This is a genomic window from Flavobacterium caeni (assembly GCF_900101895.1).
Lineage (GTDB): Bacteria > Bacteroidota > Bacteroidia > Flavobacteriales > Flavobacteriaceae > Flavobacterium > Flavobacterium caeni.
The window spans coordinates 13189-32255 of sequence record NZ_FMVF01000005.1; the positions used below are offsets into that span (position 1 = coordinate 13189).

The 19067-nt window shown below is 51.4% G+C and carries 14 protein-coding genes; 5 read left to right on the top strand and 9 right to left on the bottom strand.

The genetic code is table 11. From position 1 onward, the window contains the following. Nucleotides 1–313 precede the first annotated feature (313 nt). The gene (locus tag BLP55_RS05615) at nucleotides 314–2719 is read left to right on the top strand and encodes an ATP-binding protein (protein WP_091141363.1); all 2406 of its coding nucleotides are present in this window, start codon (nucleotides 314–316) and stop codon (nucleotides 2717–2719) included. On the opposite strand, the gene BLP55_RS05620 is transcribed toward BLP55_RS05615, so the two are convergent. Together BLP55_RS05620 and BLP55_RS05625 are read right to left on the bottom strand one after the other, a co-directional pair. Further along, nucleotides 2720–4066: a sigma-54-dependent transcriptional regulator gene (locus BLP55_RS05620; protein WP_091141364.1), complete on the bottom strand. Its 1347-nt coding sequence runs from the start codon at nucleotides 4064–4066 to the stop codon at nucleotides 2720–2722. It abuts the gene before it with no gap. A 126-nt stretch (nucleotides 4067–4192) separates the two neighbouring features. After that, nucleotides 4193–4504, bottom strand: coding sequence for a hypothetical protein (locus BLP55_RS05625; RefSeq protein ID WP_091141365.1), 312 nt, complete (start codon nucleotides 4502–4504; stop codon nucleotides 4193–4195). Nucleotides 4505–4771: 267 nt separating this feature from the next. Here BLP55_RS05625 and BLP55_RS05630 point away from each other — a divergent pair, with 267 nt between their 5' ends. The 4 genes from BLP55_RS05630 (at nucleotide 4772) to BLP55_RS05645 (ending at nucleotide 10758) form a co-directional block, all read left to right on the top strand. Next, the gene (locus tag BLP55_RS05630) at nucleotides 4772–5443 is read left to right on the top strand and encodes an SDR family NAD(P)-dependent oxidoreductase (protein ID WP_091141594.1); all 672 of its coding nucleotides are present in this window, start codon (nucleotides 4772–4774) and stop codon (nucleotides 5441–5443) included. An 11-nt stretch (nucleotides 5444–5454) separates the two neighbouring features. Next, nucleotides 5455–6066 (top strand): SprT-like domain-containing protein, encoded by a 612-nt coding sequence (locus tag BLP55_RS05635; protein ID WP_091141366.1) that lies wholly within the window; start codon nucleotides 5455–5457, stop codon nucleotides 6064–6066. Continuing rightward, entirely contained in the window at nucleotides 6063–7124 is a 1062-nt protein-coding gene (locus BLP55_RS05640) for a mannose-1-phosphate guanylyltransferase (RefSeq protein ID WP_091141367.1), read from the top strand. The genes BLP55_RS05635 and BLP55_RS05640 overlap by 4 nt, the downstream gene beginning before the upstream one ends. Nucleotides 7125–7308: 184 nt before the next feature. After that, nucleotides 7309–10758 (top strand): T9SS type B sorting domain-containing protein, encoded by a 3450-nt coding sequence (locus tag BLP55_RS05645; RefSeq protein ID WP_170826799.1) that lies wholly within the window; start codon nucleotides 7309–7311, stop codon nucleotides 10756–10758. Nucleotides 10759–11186: 428 nt separating this feature from the next. Here BLP55_RS05645 and BLP55_RS05650 read toward each other — a convergent pair whose 3' ends face one another. The 7 genes from BLP55_RS05650 to gcvP form a co-directional block, all read right to left on the bottom strand. After that, complete coding sequence (locus BLP55_RS05650; protein WP_091141369.1) at nucleotides 11187–11948, bottom strand: ABC transporter ATP-binding protein; 762 nt, start codon at nucleotides 11946–11948, stop codon at nucleotides 11187–11189. Continuing rightward, the gene (locus BLP55_RS05655; protein WP_091141370.1) at nucleotides 11945–12694 is read right to left on the bottom strand and encodes an MlaE family ABC transporter permease; all 750 of its coding nucleotides are present in this window, start codon (nucleotides 12692–12694) and stop codon (nucleotides 11945–11947) included. Before BLP55_RS05655 ends, BLP55_RS05650 begins: the two co-directional genes overlap by 4 nt. Before the next feature lie 289 nt (nucleotides 12695–12983). Beyond that, on the bottom strand, nucleotides 12984–13832 hold the full coding sequence (locus tag BLP55_RS05660; protein ID WP_091141371.1) for a glycosyltransferase family 2 protein: 849 nt from the start codon (nucleotides 13830–13832) through the stop codon (nucleotides 12984–12986). Nucleotides 13833–13908: 76 nt separating this feature from the next. Continuing rightward, nucleotides 13909–14430, bottom strand: a complete 522-nt coding sequence (locus tag BLP55_RS05665; RefSeq protein WP_091141372.1) for a class I SAM-dependent methyltransferase — start codon at nucleotides 14428–14430, stop codon at nucleotides 13909–13911. A 144-nt stretch (nucleotides 14431–14574) separates the two neighbouring features. Continuing rightward, nucleotides 14575–15636 (bottom strand): 3-oxoacyl-ACP synthase III family protein, encoded by a 1062-nt coding sequence (locus BLP55_RS05670; RefSeq protein WP_091141373.1) that lies wholly within the window; start codon nucleotides 15634–15636, stop codon nucleotides 14575–14577. 126 nt (nucleotides 15637–15762) lie between these two features. Beyond that, on the bottom strand, nucleotides 15763–16137 hold the full coding sequence (locus BLP55_RS05675) for a group III truncated hemoglobin (protein WP_091141374.1): 375 nt from the start codon (nucleotides 16135–16137) through the stop codon (nucleotides 15763–15765). A gap of 34 nt (nucleotides 16138–16171) precedes the next feature. Then, entirely contained in the window at nucleotides 16172–19021 is a 2850-nt protein-coding gene (gene gcvP / locus BLP55_RS05680) for an aminomethyl-transferring glycine dehydrogenase (RefSeq protein ID WP_091141375.1), read from the bottom strand. Between the last annotated feature and the right edge of the window lie 46 nt (nucleotides 19022–19067).

Genomic DNA, 19067 nt, shown 5'->3' on the forward strand with positions numbered 1-19067 from the left:
ACAAAGCGAAGAATGAACTTTCAATTCACTGCAAATTTTCTTCGCGAGGATTTTTGGCGCCGCGGGCAAGCCAAAAATAAAATAGACACTTCCATGAGCGCCAGCGGCCATCAAAAAAAAGCGTAAAAAACAAGGAGGGTTCGAGTGGCAAAACTGCGTAGAGCTGAGTGGTTTGCGATCAGCAAAACCACGAACGGTTAGCGGTTCGGAACGAAAACCGAGGTAGTTTTTGAGCCTGGGATTTGTGCGCCTTGATTTTTTGTTTCTTTTGCATCAAGGCAAAAGAAAAAGAAAAAAGGAATATCTTTAAACCATGCGACAACCCAAAGCCACCAAAGGCAAAGTCATCATCGGCTATCTCTTACTCTTCGTCATCGCTGCGGTTTCGGTCTGGTTTGTCTATTCCGAAATCTTACGGATCGCGATTCCCGAAAAAGACATCACGGCCGAAAACCAAAAAATCATCCGCATCTCTGCCGCGATTGCCGATTTGTATGCGTCCGAAACCGTCGGGCGCAACTCGATCCTGACCGGATCGGCCAAGGATTTCAAACAATACAACCAAATGCTCGACAGCGTCGATGCGCAAATCGAGGCCATCAAAACGCAAAGCGATCCGGCGCAGCTCGGCAAACTCGATACAATCCAAACGTTGCTGGCGCGCAAACGCCAAAGCATCAACGAAATCAGGCAATTCCGCAAACAATACGACGAGCAGAACACGTTCGACCGCGCCGTCGGGCAAATCACCAAGGTCAAGGATTCGCTCAACCGACGCGTGCAACCCATTGCGTTCAAGAACAACACGCAAATGCGGCAGTTCCTGACCTCGGTGCTCACCAAACGCCAGATGGATTCGTTGAGCAAGCTGCCCGTATCGAACGAACAACTCACGTCGGCCATCGAGAAAATGCTCACGCAGGTCATCATCCGCGACAACAAAATGAAGTACCAACTGTTCCGCAAGGAGCAGAAATTGCAGGACGAGAACCGCATCATTTCCGACCGGTTGCGTATGGTGCTTTCGTCTTTGGAAAAGGAAATTTTGCAAAAGTCGTATGCGAAAATCAACGATTCGAAAGCCGCGATCAACAACACCATCAAGGTGATCGCGTGGATCGGTGCTGTTACTTTTTTGTTGCTGATTGTTTTTGCCGCCATTATTTTGCGCGATTTGACGCGTGCTCAGCAATACCGACAACAACTCGAGGAACTCAACGACGAAAAAGAAGATTTGCTCCGAAGCAAAACGATGTTGCTCGCAACGGTCACGCACGATTTGCAGACGCCGCTGGGCAGCGTGATCGGTTTTGCCGATTTGCTCAAGAAAACCGACATCAACCCCAAGCAGTTGCAGTACCTGGACAGCATCAAACATTCGTCGCACTACATCCTGAAGCTCGTCAACGACCTGCTCGATTTTTCGAAGCTCGAGAACAACAAGATAGCGATCGAGAAAGTGGCGTTCAATTTCAAGGATCTGATCGAAAACATCTGCCAGCCGCTCGAGCAAAACGCGCTGACCAAAAACATCGAGTTGCGATGCGATGCAGACGATGAGCTCAACGCCAACTTTATTTCCGACCCGTACCGACTCAAACAAATCTTGACCAATTTGGTCTCGAATGCCATCAAGTTCACGCAGCAGGGATCGGTCGAAGTCGTGGGCAAACTTGAGCGCGGGCGCGTAGTCGTATCGGTCATCGATACCGGCATCGGCATCGCCAAGGGAGAACAGCAAGCCGTGTTCAAGGAGTTTACGCAGGCCCATGCGGGGATCGAACAAAAGTTTGGCGGCACGGGACTCGGGCTTACCATCGCCAAACGCATGCTCGAACTGCTCGACGGCGACATTGCGCTCGAGAGCGAAGAAGGGCAGGGGTCGATTTTTACGATTTCGGTGCCCGCGATCCGTTCCGATTTCAAGGTATCGCACACGCCGATGGCCCCGGCCGATACCGACTTCCTCGACGGCAAAAAAATCCTGATTGTCGACGACGATCCTACGCAACTCTCGCTGATGCGCGAAATATTTGCCCATTATCCGGCGCACATCCACACCGTAAGCGATGCGTCGAAAGTAAGAGCGATGCTCGAATCGGAACCGTTCGATTTGGTGTTGTCGGACATCCAGATGCCGCAACTCGACGGATTCGAACTCGTGCGCATCATCCGCAACAACAACAATCCAAACGTGGCGGCCATCCCGGTCATCGCGCTCTCGGGCAAACGCGATTTGAATCCCGAAGATTTTTTGGCGCACGGTTTTACGACATTCCATCCGAAACCCTTGCAACTCGAGGAATTGCTATTGCAGATCAAGGCGATTTTCCGCAACGAACGGCCCTCGGTATCGGTACGCACCAAACAACCGACAGGCCACGAGAAGTTGTTCAGCCTGGACAGTTTGAACCAATTTACGCAAAACGATCCGCACGCGCTACGGCTCATCGTGACGAATTTCATCGAAAGCGCAAAGGAAAACACTACACTTTTACAGGCCGCGGCGCACGAGAACGATACCACGAGAATGGCCGAACTCGCGCACAAGATGATCCCGATGCTGCGTCAAATGGAGGTCCATTCGATCGCCGATTTGTTGCTGCCGCTCGAAGAAAAGACGCCAAATTGGGAACACAACCAACAGGTGGACTACGTGCGGGATATCACGCATCGTATCGAAGATTTATCGGTAAAATTAAAACTGGCCGTCCAGTAACTACAAATCGATGTTGTACAGCTTGAGTTTGTTGTACAGCGTCTTGCGGTCGATGTCGAGCAACTTGGCCGCCTTGCTTTTGTTGTAGTTGGCCTTCTCCAACGCGCGTTTGATCGCGTCTTCTTCGTTGCCTTTACCGTAGAGAAATTCGTTGGTGGGTGCGGGCGTCTGGAGCATGTCGGGTGGCAACGCATCGGATGCCACGACGTTCGACTTGGTAAGCAGCACCGAACGTTTGACGGTATTTTTCATCTCGCGCAAATTGCCGGGCCAGTCGTAGGTGAGGAACAAATCGGTGACTTCCTTGCTAAAACCCGAAATGTTTTTTTCGAGGTCTTCGTTGGCCTGGGCCAAAAAGTGGTTGGCGAAAATCATGATGTCGTGCTTGCGCTCCGAAAGCCTTGGCACGGCAATCGAGAATTCGTTGAGCCGGTGGTACAGGTCTTCGCGAAAATCGCCCCGTTTGACCGCTTCGGACAAATCTTCGTTCGTGGCGGCGATCACACGGATGTCGACCTTGATTTCGTGGTTCGACCCAACGGGTTTGACCTTGCGTTCCTGCAACGCGCGCAGCAATTGGATTTGCACCTCATACGACAGGTTGCCCACTTCGTCCAGAAAAATGGTCCCGCCGTTGGCCGCCTCGAAATGCCCGGTCTTGTCGCCGATGGCCCCCGTAAACGATCCTTTCAAATGCCCAAAGAATTCGCTCGAGGCCAGCTCTTTCGGGATTGCGCCGCAGTCGACCGCCACAAACGGTTTGTCTTTGCGCTTGCTTTGCTTGTGGATCGAATGCGCGATGTATTCCTTGCCCGTACCGCTGTCGCCGATGATCAGCACCGACATGTTGGTGGGCGCGACCAAAGAAATGTACTCGTGCAGTTGATCGGAATGGCTGCTGATGCCCTTGACGAATGCGTCGCCCGAAACCATGGCGGTTTTTTTGGTGGCCGATGGGGTCGAAGCGTCGGATGGTTTTTCGGATTTTTTGCGCAGCGATTGTTCGATGGTGTGCAGGATTTCGTCGGGGTTGATGGGTTTGCCCACATAATCGAACGCGCCGATCTTCATTGCGTGCACGGCCGTTTTGATGTCGGTGTAGCCTGTCATCAGGATTACCTGCGTCTGGAAATGGGTTTGCTTGATTTGTTTGAGGATTTCGATGCCGTCGCTGTCGGGCAAACGGATGTCGGTAAGCACCACATCGAAGGTTTCGGTCTTGATCAATTCCTCGGCTTCGGCTGCATTGAACGCATTGGTCACGGCATAACCCTTTTTCTGCAAAAAGGTCTTGAGCATGATGCAGAACGATGTGTCGTCGTCGATTACGAGGATTTTTGAACTCATTTTTGTACGATTGGCCAGACACAAAATTAACTTTTTCGGCCGATGAAAGTGTTAATATAAAACAAAAAAGGAGGCTATTGCCTCCTCTTTCTGAAGAATGAATCTCCATTACCCAATTTAACTTAACTATGCTTCTTTGATAATTTTACCGGTTTTGGCTATGTACACGGTCTTGTTCTTTTTGTCCTTGCTCAAGACGAGTTTGTAGTCGCCGTCTTCAGCGCGGAACGCTTCCTGGATCGAATGGCCTTTGTACTTGGTGAGCACCGTTTTCAAGGCGTCGTTGTTGACAGAAACCGGGTCGATCTCTTTGTATTCTTTTTGGTCTTTGGCGACCGTTTTTTCTGTGGTCTTGGCTTTGGCCGTCGTCACTTCCTGCGCGTTGGCTGCAATCGTAAATCCGAGGACGAGGGCTGGTACTAAAAATAGCTTTCTCATAACATAAAGATTTTGTGCGTTGATGTAAGGGTAATTGAAAGAATGGTGCCAAAATCATTTGGGCGTTGTTGCTGGTACTGGAATCGTAGCGTCAGCGCGGGATTCCCGATTTTTTCAAGACTTTGAAGACGATGGATTGCGCTGTGGAATTGTGTGGAAATCAACCCCGATTTGGGGAATGACTACCCAAACGGCAAGCAAATTACGCGGCGTCGGCGTTCGTCAGTTTGTTTTTTTATGGTTATTTTTACCAACCAAACCCTGTGCATGAAAAACATCATCATTACCGGTACGAGCCGCGGCATCGGACTTGAATTGGCGGTTCAACTCGCCGACGCGGGCCACCAGATCCTCGCGCTTTCTCGTCAAACACCTTCGCGTTTGTTGCAACACGCCAACGTCACGTGTTTGTCGGTCGATTTGTCGGCCCCCGATTTTTCATTGGTTGAACAATTCCTGAAGTCGTGGCAACACGTCGATGCGATTGTCCACAACGCGGGCGCGCTCGTGCTCAAGCCTTTTGCGCAAACCACGGCCGAGGATTTCCAACGCATTTACCGGGTGAACGTTTTTGCCGTGGCCGCACTCACGCAGGCTTGTTTGCCGTATTTGAAAAACGGCAGCCATGTGGTGGCGATTTCGTCCATAGGCGGGGTACAAGGCAGCATGAAGTTCGCGGGGCTTTCGGCTTATTCGTCGAGCAAGGGCGCGGTCATTACGCTCATGGAACTGTTGGCCGAAGAATACCGCGAACAAGGCATCGCCTTCAATGCATTGGCGCTCGGGTCGGTACAAACCGATATGCTGGCCGAAGCATTCCCGGGGTACCAGGCGCCCATCCAACCCGCCGACATGGCGCGTTTCATTGCCGATTTTGCGCTCAACGGACAGCGTTTCTTTAACGGTAAGCTGCTCCCGGTTTCGTCGACCACGCCTTAAAATCTTATCGTTTGAACGAAACACTCGCCAAATATTTGCCCGAACACGCCGTCAAGCCGGTCTTTGAATTGATCGTCGCCAACGAGGTGCACCTCAAGGTGGTCAACCAGCGCGTCACGCGACATGGCGACTACCGCAAGGCGCACAGCGGCAAGCACGAGATCACGGTGAACGGCAGTTTGAACAAGTATCGTTTTTTGATGACGCTTGTGCACGAAATTGCGCACCTGGTGGCTTTTGAGAAATTCGGGCGCGACATCAAGCCGCACGGCAACGAGTGGAAGTATACGTTCCAACGGCTTATGGTGCCGTTCATCAGGCCCGAGATTTTTCCGCCGCAGTTGTTGCCGCTCTTGGCGCGGCATTTCAAGAACCCGTCGGCCAGCAGCGATACCGACGCCACGTTGTCGCTCGCGCTCAAACAGTACGACCAACCAACCGATAAAAATTATATCTTTGAAATCCCCTACGGCGCCGTGTTCAGGATACACAACGGGCGGCTGTTCCAGAAAGGCGCGTTGCGCACCAAACGGTACGAATGCGTCGAGATCAGCTCCGGGAAAATGTACCTGTTCAACCCCAATGCCGAAGTGGAATTGGTACCAAATTTTACGACACGATGAATAAGAATTATTACGCCATTCTGATGGCAGGCGGTGTCGGCTCTAGGTTTTGGCCCGTGAGTACGACCGAATTCCCGAAGCAGTTCCACGACATGTTGGGCGCGGGACAAACGCTTATCCAAAAAACGTTCAGCCGGCTTTCGCAATTGATCCCGGCCGAAAATATCCTGATCCTGACCAACGAAAAATACAACCAGATCGTGCTGGATCAGCTGCCGATGGTCAAGCCGCAAAACGTACTGCTCGAACCGGCCATGCGCAATACCGCGCCGTGCATTTTGTATGCATCGCTCAAGATCCAAAAGGAGAACCCCGATGCGGTGATGGTGGTTGCGCCAAGCGACCATTGGATCGAAGACGAAGCCGCGTTTACCGAAAACCTGCAGGCGTGTTTTGATTTTTGTTCGAAAGAGAACGCGCTGATGACGCTGGGCATCCAGCCGACATTCCCGAATACGGGTTTTGGCTACATCGAGTTCGACAAGGCCGATGTCAACCGCATCAAAAAGGTCAATCAATTCCGCGAAAAGCCCGATTATGAAACGGCCAAGTCGTTTTTGGAGAGCGGTAATTTCTTGTGGAACGGCGGGATTTTCATTTGGAGCGCGCGCGCCATCACCGGTGCTTTCGAGCAATTCCAGCCGCAGATGAACGCGATGTTCCAGGAAGGGCTTCCGGTTTACAACACACCCGATGAGGTGCGGTTCATCAACGACAACTATGCGTTGGCCGAAAATATCTCTATCGACTATGCCGTCATGGAAAAGGCCGATAACGTATACGTGCTGCCCGCGACCTTCGATTGGAACGACCTCGGGACCTGGGGTTCGCTACACGAAAAACTCGACAAGGACGAAAAAAACAACGCCGTGGTCAACGCCAAGGTGATCCTCGAGAACGCGCACAACAACATCATCCGCAGCGATGCCAAGAAGCTGATCATCGTAGATGGTCTCGACGATTTTATCATTGTAGACAAAGAAGATGTGTTGCTCATTTATCCAAAAAGCAAGGAGCAGGACATCAAGCGTATTACGGCGCTCGCGCAGGGTAAATAACTTAATGTATTTTTATTCAAGGAATTAAGCAGGACTCGGTCCTGCTTTTTTGTTTCTAGGTAGGGTAAAAAATAACTGGATTGTTTTTAAGGTATATTTTCTTACATCGAATTTAGAGGTATCCATGAAATTATTTTTGCACAGGACATTCTTAGTCGTTTTTTTCTGTTTGATTTGTAGCAACATGGCCCAAGCCCAACTCGCCAACTTTACCCTCTCGCTCACCAAAACCGACGAGACCTGTACCGGCAACGGGACCATCAATTTTACCGTCACCAATACGACACCGGGCGCCAATATGGTGTTCGCGGTATATTTGCTGCCCAACACGACAACGCCCGTCACGACCACACAGGCGCTTTTGGTCGACGGATTGGCCGCCGGAAATTACCGGGTGATCGCCACGCAAACACTTGACGGGCAAACCAATGCGCAACAGCAAGACATCGTCATCCATCCGTTGGTTGTCCCGCTGACCTATTATTTGTCGGGTAACAGCGTGTGCAATGTAGGCACGATTACGGTAGGCGTCAACCAAGGGACGGCCGTGGGTTACGAGATTATTTCGGGGCCCGTAATTGTACCCGAACAAACCTCGCATGTGTTTACGAATTTATTGCCCGGCGAATACGTCGTACGCGTACACGATGCGTGCGGCGATGCGGTCGTGCAAACCTTTACGCTCGTCAATCCACCGCATACCTTTGCGCTCGACCAACTCAAGCCCGCGCAATGCCAGCTGGTGGACTGCAATACGATCACGTTGGCGCATACGCTCACGGCCGTATTGGGCACCATCAGCTATCCGGTGACCATCCAGTATACGGTGCACCCACCTTCGGGACCTGCCATTGTGCTTTCGCAAACCGTGCCTGCCGGGAATTTTCAGGAGCAGGAATTTACGATGGCGTTGCCGTTTTACCACAACCAATCGTATACCATCGATGCCGTCATCACCGACCATTGCGGCTATGTAACCACCAGCATAGGCAATCCGGTCAACGAGCGGTTGACGGCGTCGATGAATTCGAACCCAACGATTTGTCCGCGCAATTTTAGCATAGAAGCTTGCCAGTTCGTGCCGCCGGTGACATTGAATTTCGTGTCGGCGCCGCCCGGTTTTAACCCAAGTCTTTTTAGTGCCGCATACCCCGGGCCTTATGCGACGGTACCCATCGTATACCAGTCGAACGACGTCAACGAGCTTCCGCAGGGGAGCTATACCGTCGCGCTCACCGATGCTTGCAGCCGTAGTGCACAGGCTTCTTTCACCGTGACCGAACCGGTAGAACCTGGTTATTCGATGCTCCCACAAACGTGTGGCTTTGGGCAGATTTCGATGCCTGGGCAAAACGGGACGCCCGTCGCGCAAGTGGTCATCACTGCCGCGCCTGCCGCGTTTACCCAAACGCTTCCCTACAATGCATCGGCCCATGTCAACAACGGCAGTTTCATGATGGAGCAGTTGCCTTCGGGCAGCTATACGTTCTCGGTCACGAGCATTTGTGGGCAAACCTATCAGTACAACATCACCATTCCGCCGTCGGGTTCGCAGCCGGTATTGATTTCCTACTTGCGCGGGTGTGCCGACGGTCAGACCTCGGTGCGGATCGGGGTGCAAAACAGCCGCGTCACGCAAGTCATCTTCAATGCCGCGCCGACGGATTTCCCGTACGCGTTGCCTTATGACGCATCGGCCCTCATTTTTGCCGAAGACGGTCGGTTTTACATGAACGGACTGCCGCAAGGAACCTACAATTTGTTTGTCAAGGACGAATGTGGCCAGCGCACGATAACGATCCAAATGCCCGGCTATGCAACGGTCAACAATACGGTAGACGTCGATGCCAATTGCGGTTCGTTCAATGTTTATGTGAATTATGCGTCGAACGAACCTAATGCGCCGCACAGCTATTGGTTGCAAAAATACGATCCGGCGACGGGGCTTTGGATGCATCCGATCACAGGTGTTGCAACGACTGCCGATGCCGAGCCCGAGCCGCAAACGGCGCTGTTGCTGATCAATCAGGTGATGACGCTCAATATCGCTTCGATCGGGACGTTTCGCGTGGTCAAACTGCACAAGACCTACGGCAACGGTCAGGACGACCTTGTGCCCTGCGTGATCCCGATCAAGGAATTCGTGTTTACGGGCGGGCCACAAATATTGGATGCGAACCTGTTGCCGTGCGCGACCAATCCGGGGCAGGTGGCCATCGTTGCGCAAGGGATCGCGCCGCTTTCGTATTACATCACCACCAAGGACGGGCAGCCTTTTTATGTAGACAATGGCACGTCGAATGTATTTACGGGACTTACGCCGGGGATTTACAATTTCCAGGTGCGCGATGTGTGTCAGAACATCGTCAACCGATTGTTTGATTTTGGATCGATCCCGCCGCCTTCGATTGTACAAAGTATTTTGTGCGACGGGCAAAACGGGCAGCTCGCTGTGCACGGCTTTGACTTCCTGAATTTTCAATGGTGGAACGCGGCCAACCCAGGCGTGATTTTGAGCACGACGAGCAGTTTGTCGTTTGCACCGTTTTCGGCTGCGTTGCACGCCGGGACCTATGTGGTGCGCATCTATTCGACGCAATCGGGTTTTTGTACCGACCAAACCGTTTCCTACACCATACCACCCGCGGGAACCGCCCCGTTTGCGGGCAACGATACCACAAGCGATTTGTGCGGGATTGCTACAACGGTCGATTTGTTCGAACACCTGGACGGCGCTTTCCATCCCGGCGGGATTTGGGAAGAGCTTACTGGCAGCGGCATGATGGTAGGGCACAGTTGGTTGCCGATGAACATTCCTTACGGAACGTATCGTTTCAGGTATACCGTGACGGGACTTTGCGGGGCGAGCGATTCGGCCGAAGTGACGTTTCACTTTAATCCCGTTCCCGATACGCCGGTTGCGGGGGCGAATGTGCCGGTTTGCGCGGCCCACACAATCGCGCTGACGGCCAGTACCGTTTTGGGCGCGACCTATCAATGGACAGGCCCGAACGGCTTTACATCGGTCGAGCAAAACCCGACGATAGCCAACGCGAGCGCCGCGAATGCAGGAGTTTATTCGGTGGTGGCGCGCCTGGGCAATTGCGAATCGGAGGCTGCTACGGTGACGGTAGATGTGAATCCGTCGCCGCAGTTTACGGTGGTGGCGGCTTGCGTGGGCAACGCGTTTCAAGCATCTGTGGTTCCAGTTCCGGGATCGTTTGACGTTGGCGCGGCCACGTATGAATGGACGGGTCCCGAAAGTTTTACGGCCAGCGAGAACCCCATTGTGATTACGGGTGCGGCCCAAGGAACCTATACAGTCACGGTCACTGTGGATGGATGCCCAACCATGCAAGATGTTGTGGTCGAAAATACGCAATGCGCGATTCCCGCAGGTGTTTCGCCCAACCACGACGGCAACAACGACACGTTCGACTTGACGGGTTTTGGGGTGCTCCAATTCAAGATTTACAGCCGATATGGGCGTATGGTGTTCGAGCAGGAAGATTATTCCAACCAATGGTACGGCCAGGACTTTAACGGCAATAGGTTGCCCGACGCGACGTATTATTATTACATCAGGTTAAAGACGGGTGAGGAGCGTACGGGTTGGGTGTATGTGATTCGGTAAATTATTTTTTATTATTTATTGTTATTTTTTATTTGTTGGTCGAAAGGAGTGGTTTGTTTTTCACAACTGGCAAAATACTGAAAGGGTGTCTGGATGCGAGGAAATGAGGGAGAAGATTTTTTGAAAAGGATAGATTTTTACTTCGTACAGTTCGCCCTTCGGGCTCGGGTCTGTAATAGAAATTGGTGCGATTTGGTTAGCTTGCGCTAGGGTGGGTCAGCGAAGGTGGTATGCGATAGATTTCCGAATCGAGAACTCCGTCGATCTACTGAGTCTGCGTGAGCGATGGCAGCGGCATCCTTTTTCGACGCAACGCAGTGGAGTCGAAAAAGATATAGCGCACAGCGCGACGGCGGCGACAAAATAGGTCATGATACCGAAAGCTCCAACCGCCGGCACGCCAATAAAAAATAAAAATAAATAATAAACTATCCTTTAAGCATCGCCTCGCGCACCCGCTTGAACAAATTCGACGAGTAAACGAAGTCGATGACCGCCTGGTTTTCGGCCTTGAAGATGGTTTCCTTGGTGCCTTTCCACTCGAGGATGCCGTTTTTGAGAAAGATGATGTTTTCGCCGATTTCCATGACCGAGTTCATGTCGTGGGTGTTGATGACGGTGGTGATGTTGTATTCTTCGGTGATTTCCTTGATGAGGTTGTCGATGAGGATCGAGGTGTTGGGGTCGAGTCCCGAGTTGGGTTCGTCGCAAAACAAATACTGCGGATTGTTGACGATGGCACGTGCGATGGCCACGCGTTTTTGCATCCCGCCCGAGATTTCCGAAGGCATTTTGTTGTGGGCATCGATCAGGTTGACGCGTTTGAGGACAAAGTTGACGCGGTCTTCCATTTCGCTACGGCTTTTGTGCGTGAACATGCGCAACGGGAACATTACGTTTTGCTCGACGGTCATCGAGTCAAACAATGCCGAGCCCTGGAATACCATGCCGATTTCTGTACGGAGTTCGCGTTTTTCGTCTTCGGTCATTTCCCAGTAACGACGACGGTCGTATTCGACCACGCCTTGGTCTGGTTTGTGGATGCCGAGCAAGGTTTTCAAAAGCACCGTTTTGCCCGATCCCGATTGCCCGATGATGAGGTTGGTTTTGCCCGTTTCGAATACGGTCGAAATGCCTTTGAGGACCTCGACGCCGTTGAACGATTTTTTTACGTCTTTTACTTCTATCATGAGGCGAGCAATAATTGGGTGAGGATGTAGTTCATCAAAATAATCGTGACCGAAGTCCAGACGAATGAAACGGTCGATGCCTTACCGACTTCGAGTGCGCCGCCCTTCATGTAGTAACCGTGGAAGCTAGGAATGGTGGCAAGGATTAGCGCGAATACAAACGTTTTGATGAATGCATAGGCGATGTGAAACGGGATGAATTCCTGTTGTATGCCGCCGATGAATTCGTCGCTAGAGCCAAATCCGCCGTAGACGGCCGCGATCCAGCCGCCCAAAATACCGAGGAACATCGAAATGCCGATGACGAAAGGGTAGAGCAGCAGCGCGATCAACTTTGGGAACACAAGGTAGTTCAGGGAATTGACGCCCATGACTTCGAGCGCGTCGATTTGTTCGGTGACGCGCATGGTGCCGATACTCGAGGTGATGAACGAGCCCATTTTTCCGGCCATGACGATCGAGATGAACGTGGGCGCGAATTCAAGGATAACCGATTGGCGCGTGGCGAATCCGATCAAATATTTTGGGATGAGGGGGTTGGTCAGGTTGAGCGCCGTCTGGATGGCAACTACACCGCCCACAAAAAACGAAATGAACGCCACGATGCCGAGCGAGTCGATGATGAGGTCGTCGATTTCTTTGAGGATCAACCCTTTCATCACAGACCATTTGGTGGGTTTTTTGAAAATCTCTCTCCACATGAGAAAGTACCGTCCGATCTGCGTGAGGTAGCGAATGAGCATCATATTTTTAAAATATAGGCTAAAATAGGGATAAGTTATGAGTTGGGCGTGATGGATTGGGAGATTTTGGGATTTTTTTAGCTGCGCTCAGTTCGGCCTTTGGCCTCGGGTGGGCGTGCCGGCGGTCACGGGCTCAAAGTTGCAAAACTGGTTTTGTTGAAATCGGGTTGATTGATGAAACCACCCTCGCTGACCCACCCTGGCGCAAGCTAACCAAATCACCCCAATGTCCATTACAGACCCGAGCCCGAAGGGCGAACTGTACGAAGTAAAAATCTACCGTTTTCTAAAATCAAAACAACTTCTCCCGCATCTTCCCCCACCGATACCTCCTCACAAACTTTCCCTGTTTCTCATCCACCAACATTTCCTTGCTTTCACTTTTCGCCTTCCAAAACCCCCTCATATAATCCAAAAACAACAACGGCTTCCCTTTCATCCACGCCAACTTCGCCGATGCAATCGCCGTAATCCAAAACCCATAACCCAAGCTGTAAAACGCTTCGCCTTGCTTGAACCGCGCCGCCTTGTTGTAGTTGGCGCCCGTCGGCTTGAGGTGTTTGACTTTCAATTCCGGAACCGTCACCACCTTCCAACCGTAAAATTTCGCGAGCAACTCATCCACCGTATCCCAACCCATCGCAGGCTTGAGCCCGCCGATCTGCTCAAAACACGCCTTGCGGTAGGCCTTGAACGCGCCGCGGATGTGGTCTTTATCGGTCAGGTTTTCGAGCTTCCAATCGCCGTCTTTTTCGATGTAGGCAAAGCCGCCCGCCATTCCGACGGTTGCATCGGATTGAAAAGTTTGCAAAATCGTTTCGAAATAATGTGGCGGTAAAATCAAATCGGCGTCGAGCTTGACAATAATGTCGTAGTTGCCGTCCAACGTTTCAAAACCTTTCTGGAATGCGCGAATCACTTTACTGCCCGGCAAATGCACCGCATCCGAGGTGGTTTTGACAAGTGAAATCCAGTTGTAACGTGTGGTAAAATCTGATATAATTTGTGCAGTGTCGTCGGTAGAATGGTCATCGACCACGACCACTTTCTTGGGTAAAACCGTTTGCGCCGCCAATGAATCGAGTGTCAGCTTGATAAAAGCCGATTCGTTGTGTGCCGGAATGACGATATAATATTTCATAAACTCCAAGCACCAAATTCCAAGCACCAACTTCCAACCGAGACGTTTGGAATTTGAAATTTGGAATTTGGAATTTTTATTTTCTTACGGCGTACACAATATAATACCGATTGGTGAAATACCTTAACAACGGCCGCCACCCGATTTTCTTGACCGGGTTGGTCCACTTTTCGCGTGCGACGATCCTCCATCCGGTTTTTTCCAAAAGCCAATCGAGCTGCCAATCCTCGAATTCGTGGTAATGGCGGTCCCACATGTCGGTTTTGCTACGGTAAGCGGGCGAGAACCACAAACGCATCGGGATTGAAATCAATAATTTGTCGGCTTTGATCGATTGCAATACGGTGTACGGATTGAGCAGGTGTTCGAAGATTTCGAAAGCGGTCACTACTTTTGCATCCGACTTCTGGATGGCCGATTGGTCATTGTCCAAGTCTTCGCCCGTGGTGTTTTCGACTTTAAAACCTTCGCGTTTCATGATGTCCGAAAACGGATTCTCTACGCCCAGATCGAGGATGGTTTCTGATTTTGAAACGTGCTTTTCGAGGAATTCGAGCGTGTGTTTGAAACGTTTGTTCGGAAAGGTTTTTTCGTACATGATTTGAGGATGAGCCGCAAAGATAGCAAAGATTTATTACGGAACGGATGCCCTAGCCCCGATAGAAGCGGTTATCCTTTTGTTTGTTTTTTACAAGCAAAAGATAAAAGCGGATAGCGGGAAATAGCTTCCAAAAATCAAAAATCAATAACGATACACAATCGCATTAATGTTCATCCCCGCACCCACCGATGCAAGTAAAATGGCGTCGCCTTTTTTGATTTCGTGGTTTTCCAATTCGCCTTTGACGAGCAAATCGAACAATGTCGGGACGGTCGCCACGCTTGAGTTGCCGAGCATGTGGATGCTCATGGGCATGATGTCTAGCGGCGGCGTTTGACCGTAAAGTTTGTAAAAGCGTTGGATGATGGCCTCGTCCATTTTTTCGTTGGCCTGGTGGATGAGCACTTTTTTGATCTCGTCGATACCGATGCCGCTCGCGTCGAGACAATCCTTCATTGCGCGCGGCACATTGCTCAGCGCAAATTCGTAGATTTTACGGCCTTGCATTTTGATGTAACGTACATCGGGGTCAAGGGTATTGTTGAACGAGTTGCCAAAAAACAGGTAGTTCGCTTCTTCGTAGGCATAGGTTGCGCTCGCATGGGCGAGGATTCCCGTATCGGCTTCGTCCGAATATTCGATGATCGAAGCCCCTGCGCCATCCGAATAAATCATCGAGTCACGGTCGTGGCGATCGACCACACGCGACAACGTCTCGGCACCGATGACCAAGCAACATTTGGCCATGCCCGCCTTGATGAACGCCTGCGCCTGGATCACGCCTTCGACCCATCCGGGGCAGCCGAACAAAATGTCGTAGGCTACACATTTCGGATTTTTGATCTGCAAACGGTGTTTGACGCGTGTGGCCAAACTCGGCAAAATATCCGACTGGATCGCGCCTTGACGTACGTCGCCGAAATTGTGCGCAAAAATGATGTAATCGATTTTTTCGGGATCGATGCCCGCGTTTTCGATGGCCCGCACCGACGCCAGGTAGGCGATATCGGACGTCAGCAGGTTGTCATCCACATAACGGCGTTCTTCGATGCCGGTGATGTTCTTGAACTTGGCGGCGATTTCTTCGTTGGGGATGGCGAACGGCGTACCGTCGTCGTTAAGGAAAACGTGTTTGGCGAAGTCGAGGTTGGACACGCGCACTTCGGGAATGTAGCTTCCTATTCCAGTGATCTTGACAGACATTTTGCAGGTTTAAGTTGTGCTAAGGTAAAGATTAATAGCGCAGACGGGACGATTTTATTATGCAAGCATAGTATTTTTGTCGATATGTATTAAAAACCGATTCAAAAAAACCGATACCATAATTTTTCAGCCTGTTTTTTGCATTTTAAGCTGCATCACAGTCGCCACCGAAAGTGCCCTTGTTTTTAGGTTTTCGGCGTTTTCCCCTACAAAAAGTTCGTCGACGGTTTGGTGCAGATGTCCCAGCCATGTGTTGAAGTGTTGCGGTTCAAGCGGTGTCATGGCGTGCAGGTCGAGGTGGATTTGCAGCACGTTCTTTTGGTATTGCCCCGAATGTAGCACGACCACTTCCCAAAAATCGACAATCTTGGGCAAATGCGTCACGAGGTCTATTTTGGCCACGTCGGTAAAAATATAGCTGATCGACGCGTCGGCCAGCAGCTTGTCGTAAAATTGCGCCATCAACTTTTCGAGATCGGCGCGGGTTTGAATGTCTGTCATAAAAAAATGTCCCGCTTATCGCGGGACATCGGTGTTAATTTTCCATATAAGCTTCTATCGGCGCACAGCTGCACACAAGGTTGCGGTCGCCATAGGCATCGTCTGCACGGCGTACGCTTGGCCAGAATTTGTTCTCGGATATGTAATCGAGCGGGAAGGCCGCTTGTTCGCGTGTGTACGGGAAGTTCCAAACATCGGCGGTCACCATCGCGAGCGTGTGCGGTGAATTTTTGAGGACGTTGTTTTTATCTTCAAGCGTAGCCGCTTCGATTTCTTTGCGGATCGAAATCATCGCATCACAAAAACGGTCGAGTTCTTCGAGGTTTTCGCTTTCGGTAGGTTCGATCATGAGTGTTCCTGCTACCGGGAACGAAACCGTCGGCGCGTGGAAACCATAGTCCATCAAGCGCTTGGCGATGTCGGTCACTTCGATGCCTTTTTGCTTGAACGGACGACATTCGAGGATCATCTCGTGCGCCGCGCGTCCCATTTCGCCCGTGTACAACGTATCGTAATGGCCGGCGAGTCTTTCCTTGATGTAGTTCGCGTTCAAGATCGCTGCTTTTGTTGCGTTGGTGAGTCCTTCGGCACCCAGCATCGTAATGTAGCCGTAAGAAATCAAACACACGAGTGCCGAGCCCCAGGGTGCTGCAGAAATCGCTGTGATTGCGTTGTCGCCGCCGGTCGGGATGATCGGGTTGCTCGGCAGGAACGGCACCAGGTGCGATGCGACGCAAATCGGGCCAACGCCAGGTCCGCCGCCGCCGTGCGGAATCGCGAAGGTTTTGTGCAGGTTCAGGTGACAAACGTCGGCACCGATGGTCGCTGGATTGGTGAGTCCAACTTGTGCGTTCATGTTCGCGCCGTCCATGTAGACTTGGCCGCCGTTGTCGTGGATGATTTTCGTGACTTCGATGATCGACGCTTCGTACACGCCGTGTGTCGACGGATACGTGACCATCAGACAAGACAGGTTGTCTTTGTGCGCGATCGCTTTTTGACGCAAATCTTCGACGTCGATGTTGCCGTTTTCGAGTGTCTTCGTGACGATGATGTCCATGCCCGCCATGGCCGCAGATGCCGGGTTCGTGCCATGCGCCGATGCCGGAATAAGTGCGATGTTCCTGTGGTGGTCGCCGCGCGATTGGTGGTAGGCGCGAATGGCCATGAGCCCGGCGTATTCGCCTTGCGCGCCCGAGTTTGGTTGCAAAGATGTACCTGCAAAACCGGTCACGACATTGAGTTGTTGCTCCAATTTCTGCAACATTTCCTGATAGCCTTGCGCCTGGTCCAGCGGCGCAAACGGGTGGATGTTGTTCCAGTTCGGCATGCTGAGTGGCAACATTTCGGCTGCCGCGTTGAGTTTCATCGTACACGAACCAAGCGAAATCATCGAATGGTTCAGCGCCAAATCTTTGCGCTCGAGCATTTTGATGTAACGCATCAGCGCCGATTCTGAATGGTATTTGTTGAAGACGTCTTCCTGTAAAAAGGTAGACGTTCTTGCTAAACTTTGTGGGAATTGGTTGCCTTCTACCAGCGAATCGATATTCGTCGCTTGTTTTCCGGTCGCTTCGGCAAAGATCGAAACGATTTTGTTCAAATCGGCAATCGACACGGTTTCGTTGAGTGCGATCGATACGGTTTCGGCATCCGGATAATAGAAGTTGACTTCATTCTTTTCGGCAATCGCTTTGACTTTCGCCGCATCGGCCTTCACCGTAATCGTATCGAAATAAGCGGTGTTGATTTGGTACAATCCGAGTTTTTCAAGTGCTCCGGCCAATGTCGCGGCAGAATTGTGGACTTTACTAGCGATGTATTGCAAACCTTTTGGCCCGTGATACACGGCATACATTCCGGCCATTACCGCGAGTAAAACCTGCGCGGTACAAATGTTCGACGTCGCCTTGTCGCGTTTGATGTGCTGCTCGCGCGTCTGCAACGCCATACGCAATGCGCGGTTGCCGTTGGTGTCGATGGTCACGCCGATGATACGGCCCGGCATCGAACGTTTGTATTCGTCCTTGGTCGCGAAATACGCAGCGTGCGGTCCGCCGTAACCGAGCGGAATCCCGAAACGTTGCGTCGTTCCGAAGACGACATCGGCGCCCATTTCACCCGGCGAAGTCAGTTTAACGAGGCTCAAGATATCGGCACCGACGGCTGTCTTGATTTCGTTTGCTTTTGCTTTGGCGATAAATCCGGCGTAATCGTAAACTTTTCCGTATTTGCCCGGATATTGCAACATCGCGCCGAAGAATTCGGTCGAGAAGCCAAAGTTTTCGTGGTTGCCCACAACGAGTTCCACGCCAATCGGTGTCGCACGGGTTTCGAGAACCGACAAAGTCTGTGGCAGGATTTCCTCGGAAACGAAGAATTTATTGACGTTGTTTTTCTTTTGGTCGCGTGAACGGACATCGAACAACAGCGCCATCGCTTCGGCTGCGGCCGTGCTTTCGTCGAGCAAAGACGCGTTGGCGATTTCCATGCCGGTGAGTTCGATGACCATTGTCTGGAAATTCAGGATCGCTTCCAATCGGCCTTGCGCAATCTCGGCCTGGTAGGGCGTGTAGGCCGTGTACCAACCCGGATTTTCGAGTACATTGCGTTGGATGACCGCAGGCACGATCGCTTGGTGGTAACCCAAACCAATGTACGATTGGAATACTTTATTTTTGGCGCCCAGCTTGGTGATGTGGTTCAAATACTCGTATTCGGTCATCGCCGGATCCAAATCGAGCGGTGCGGTCAAACGGATGTCATCGGGCAGGGTTTCATAAATCAACTGATCGATCGTTTCTGTTCCAATGGTTTTGAGCATGTGCGCCAAATCCTCCTCGCGCGGACCGATGTGTCTTAAAGCAAAAGCGTCTGTTTTCATCAAAAAAAGTTGTGTTTTTTAAGTGGCGTAAAATTAGAGATTAATC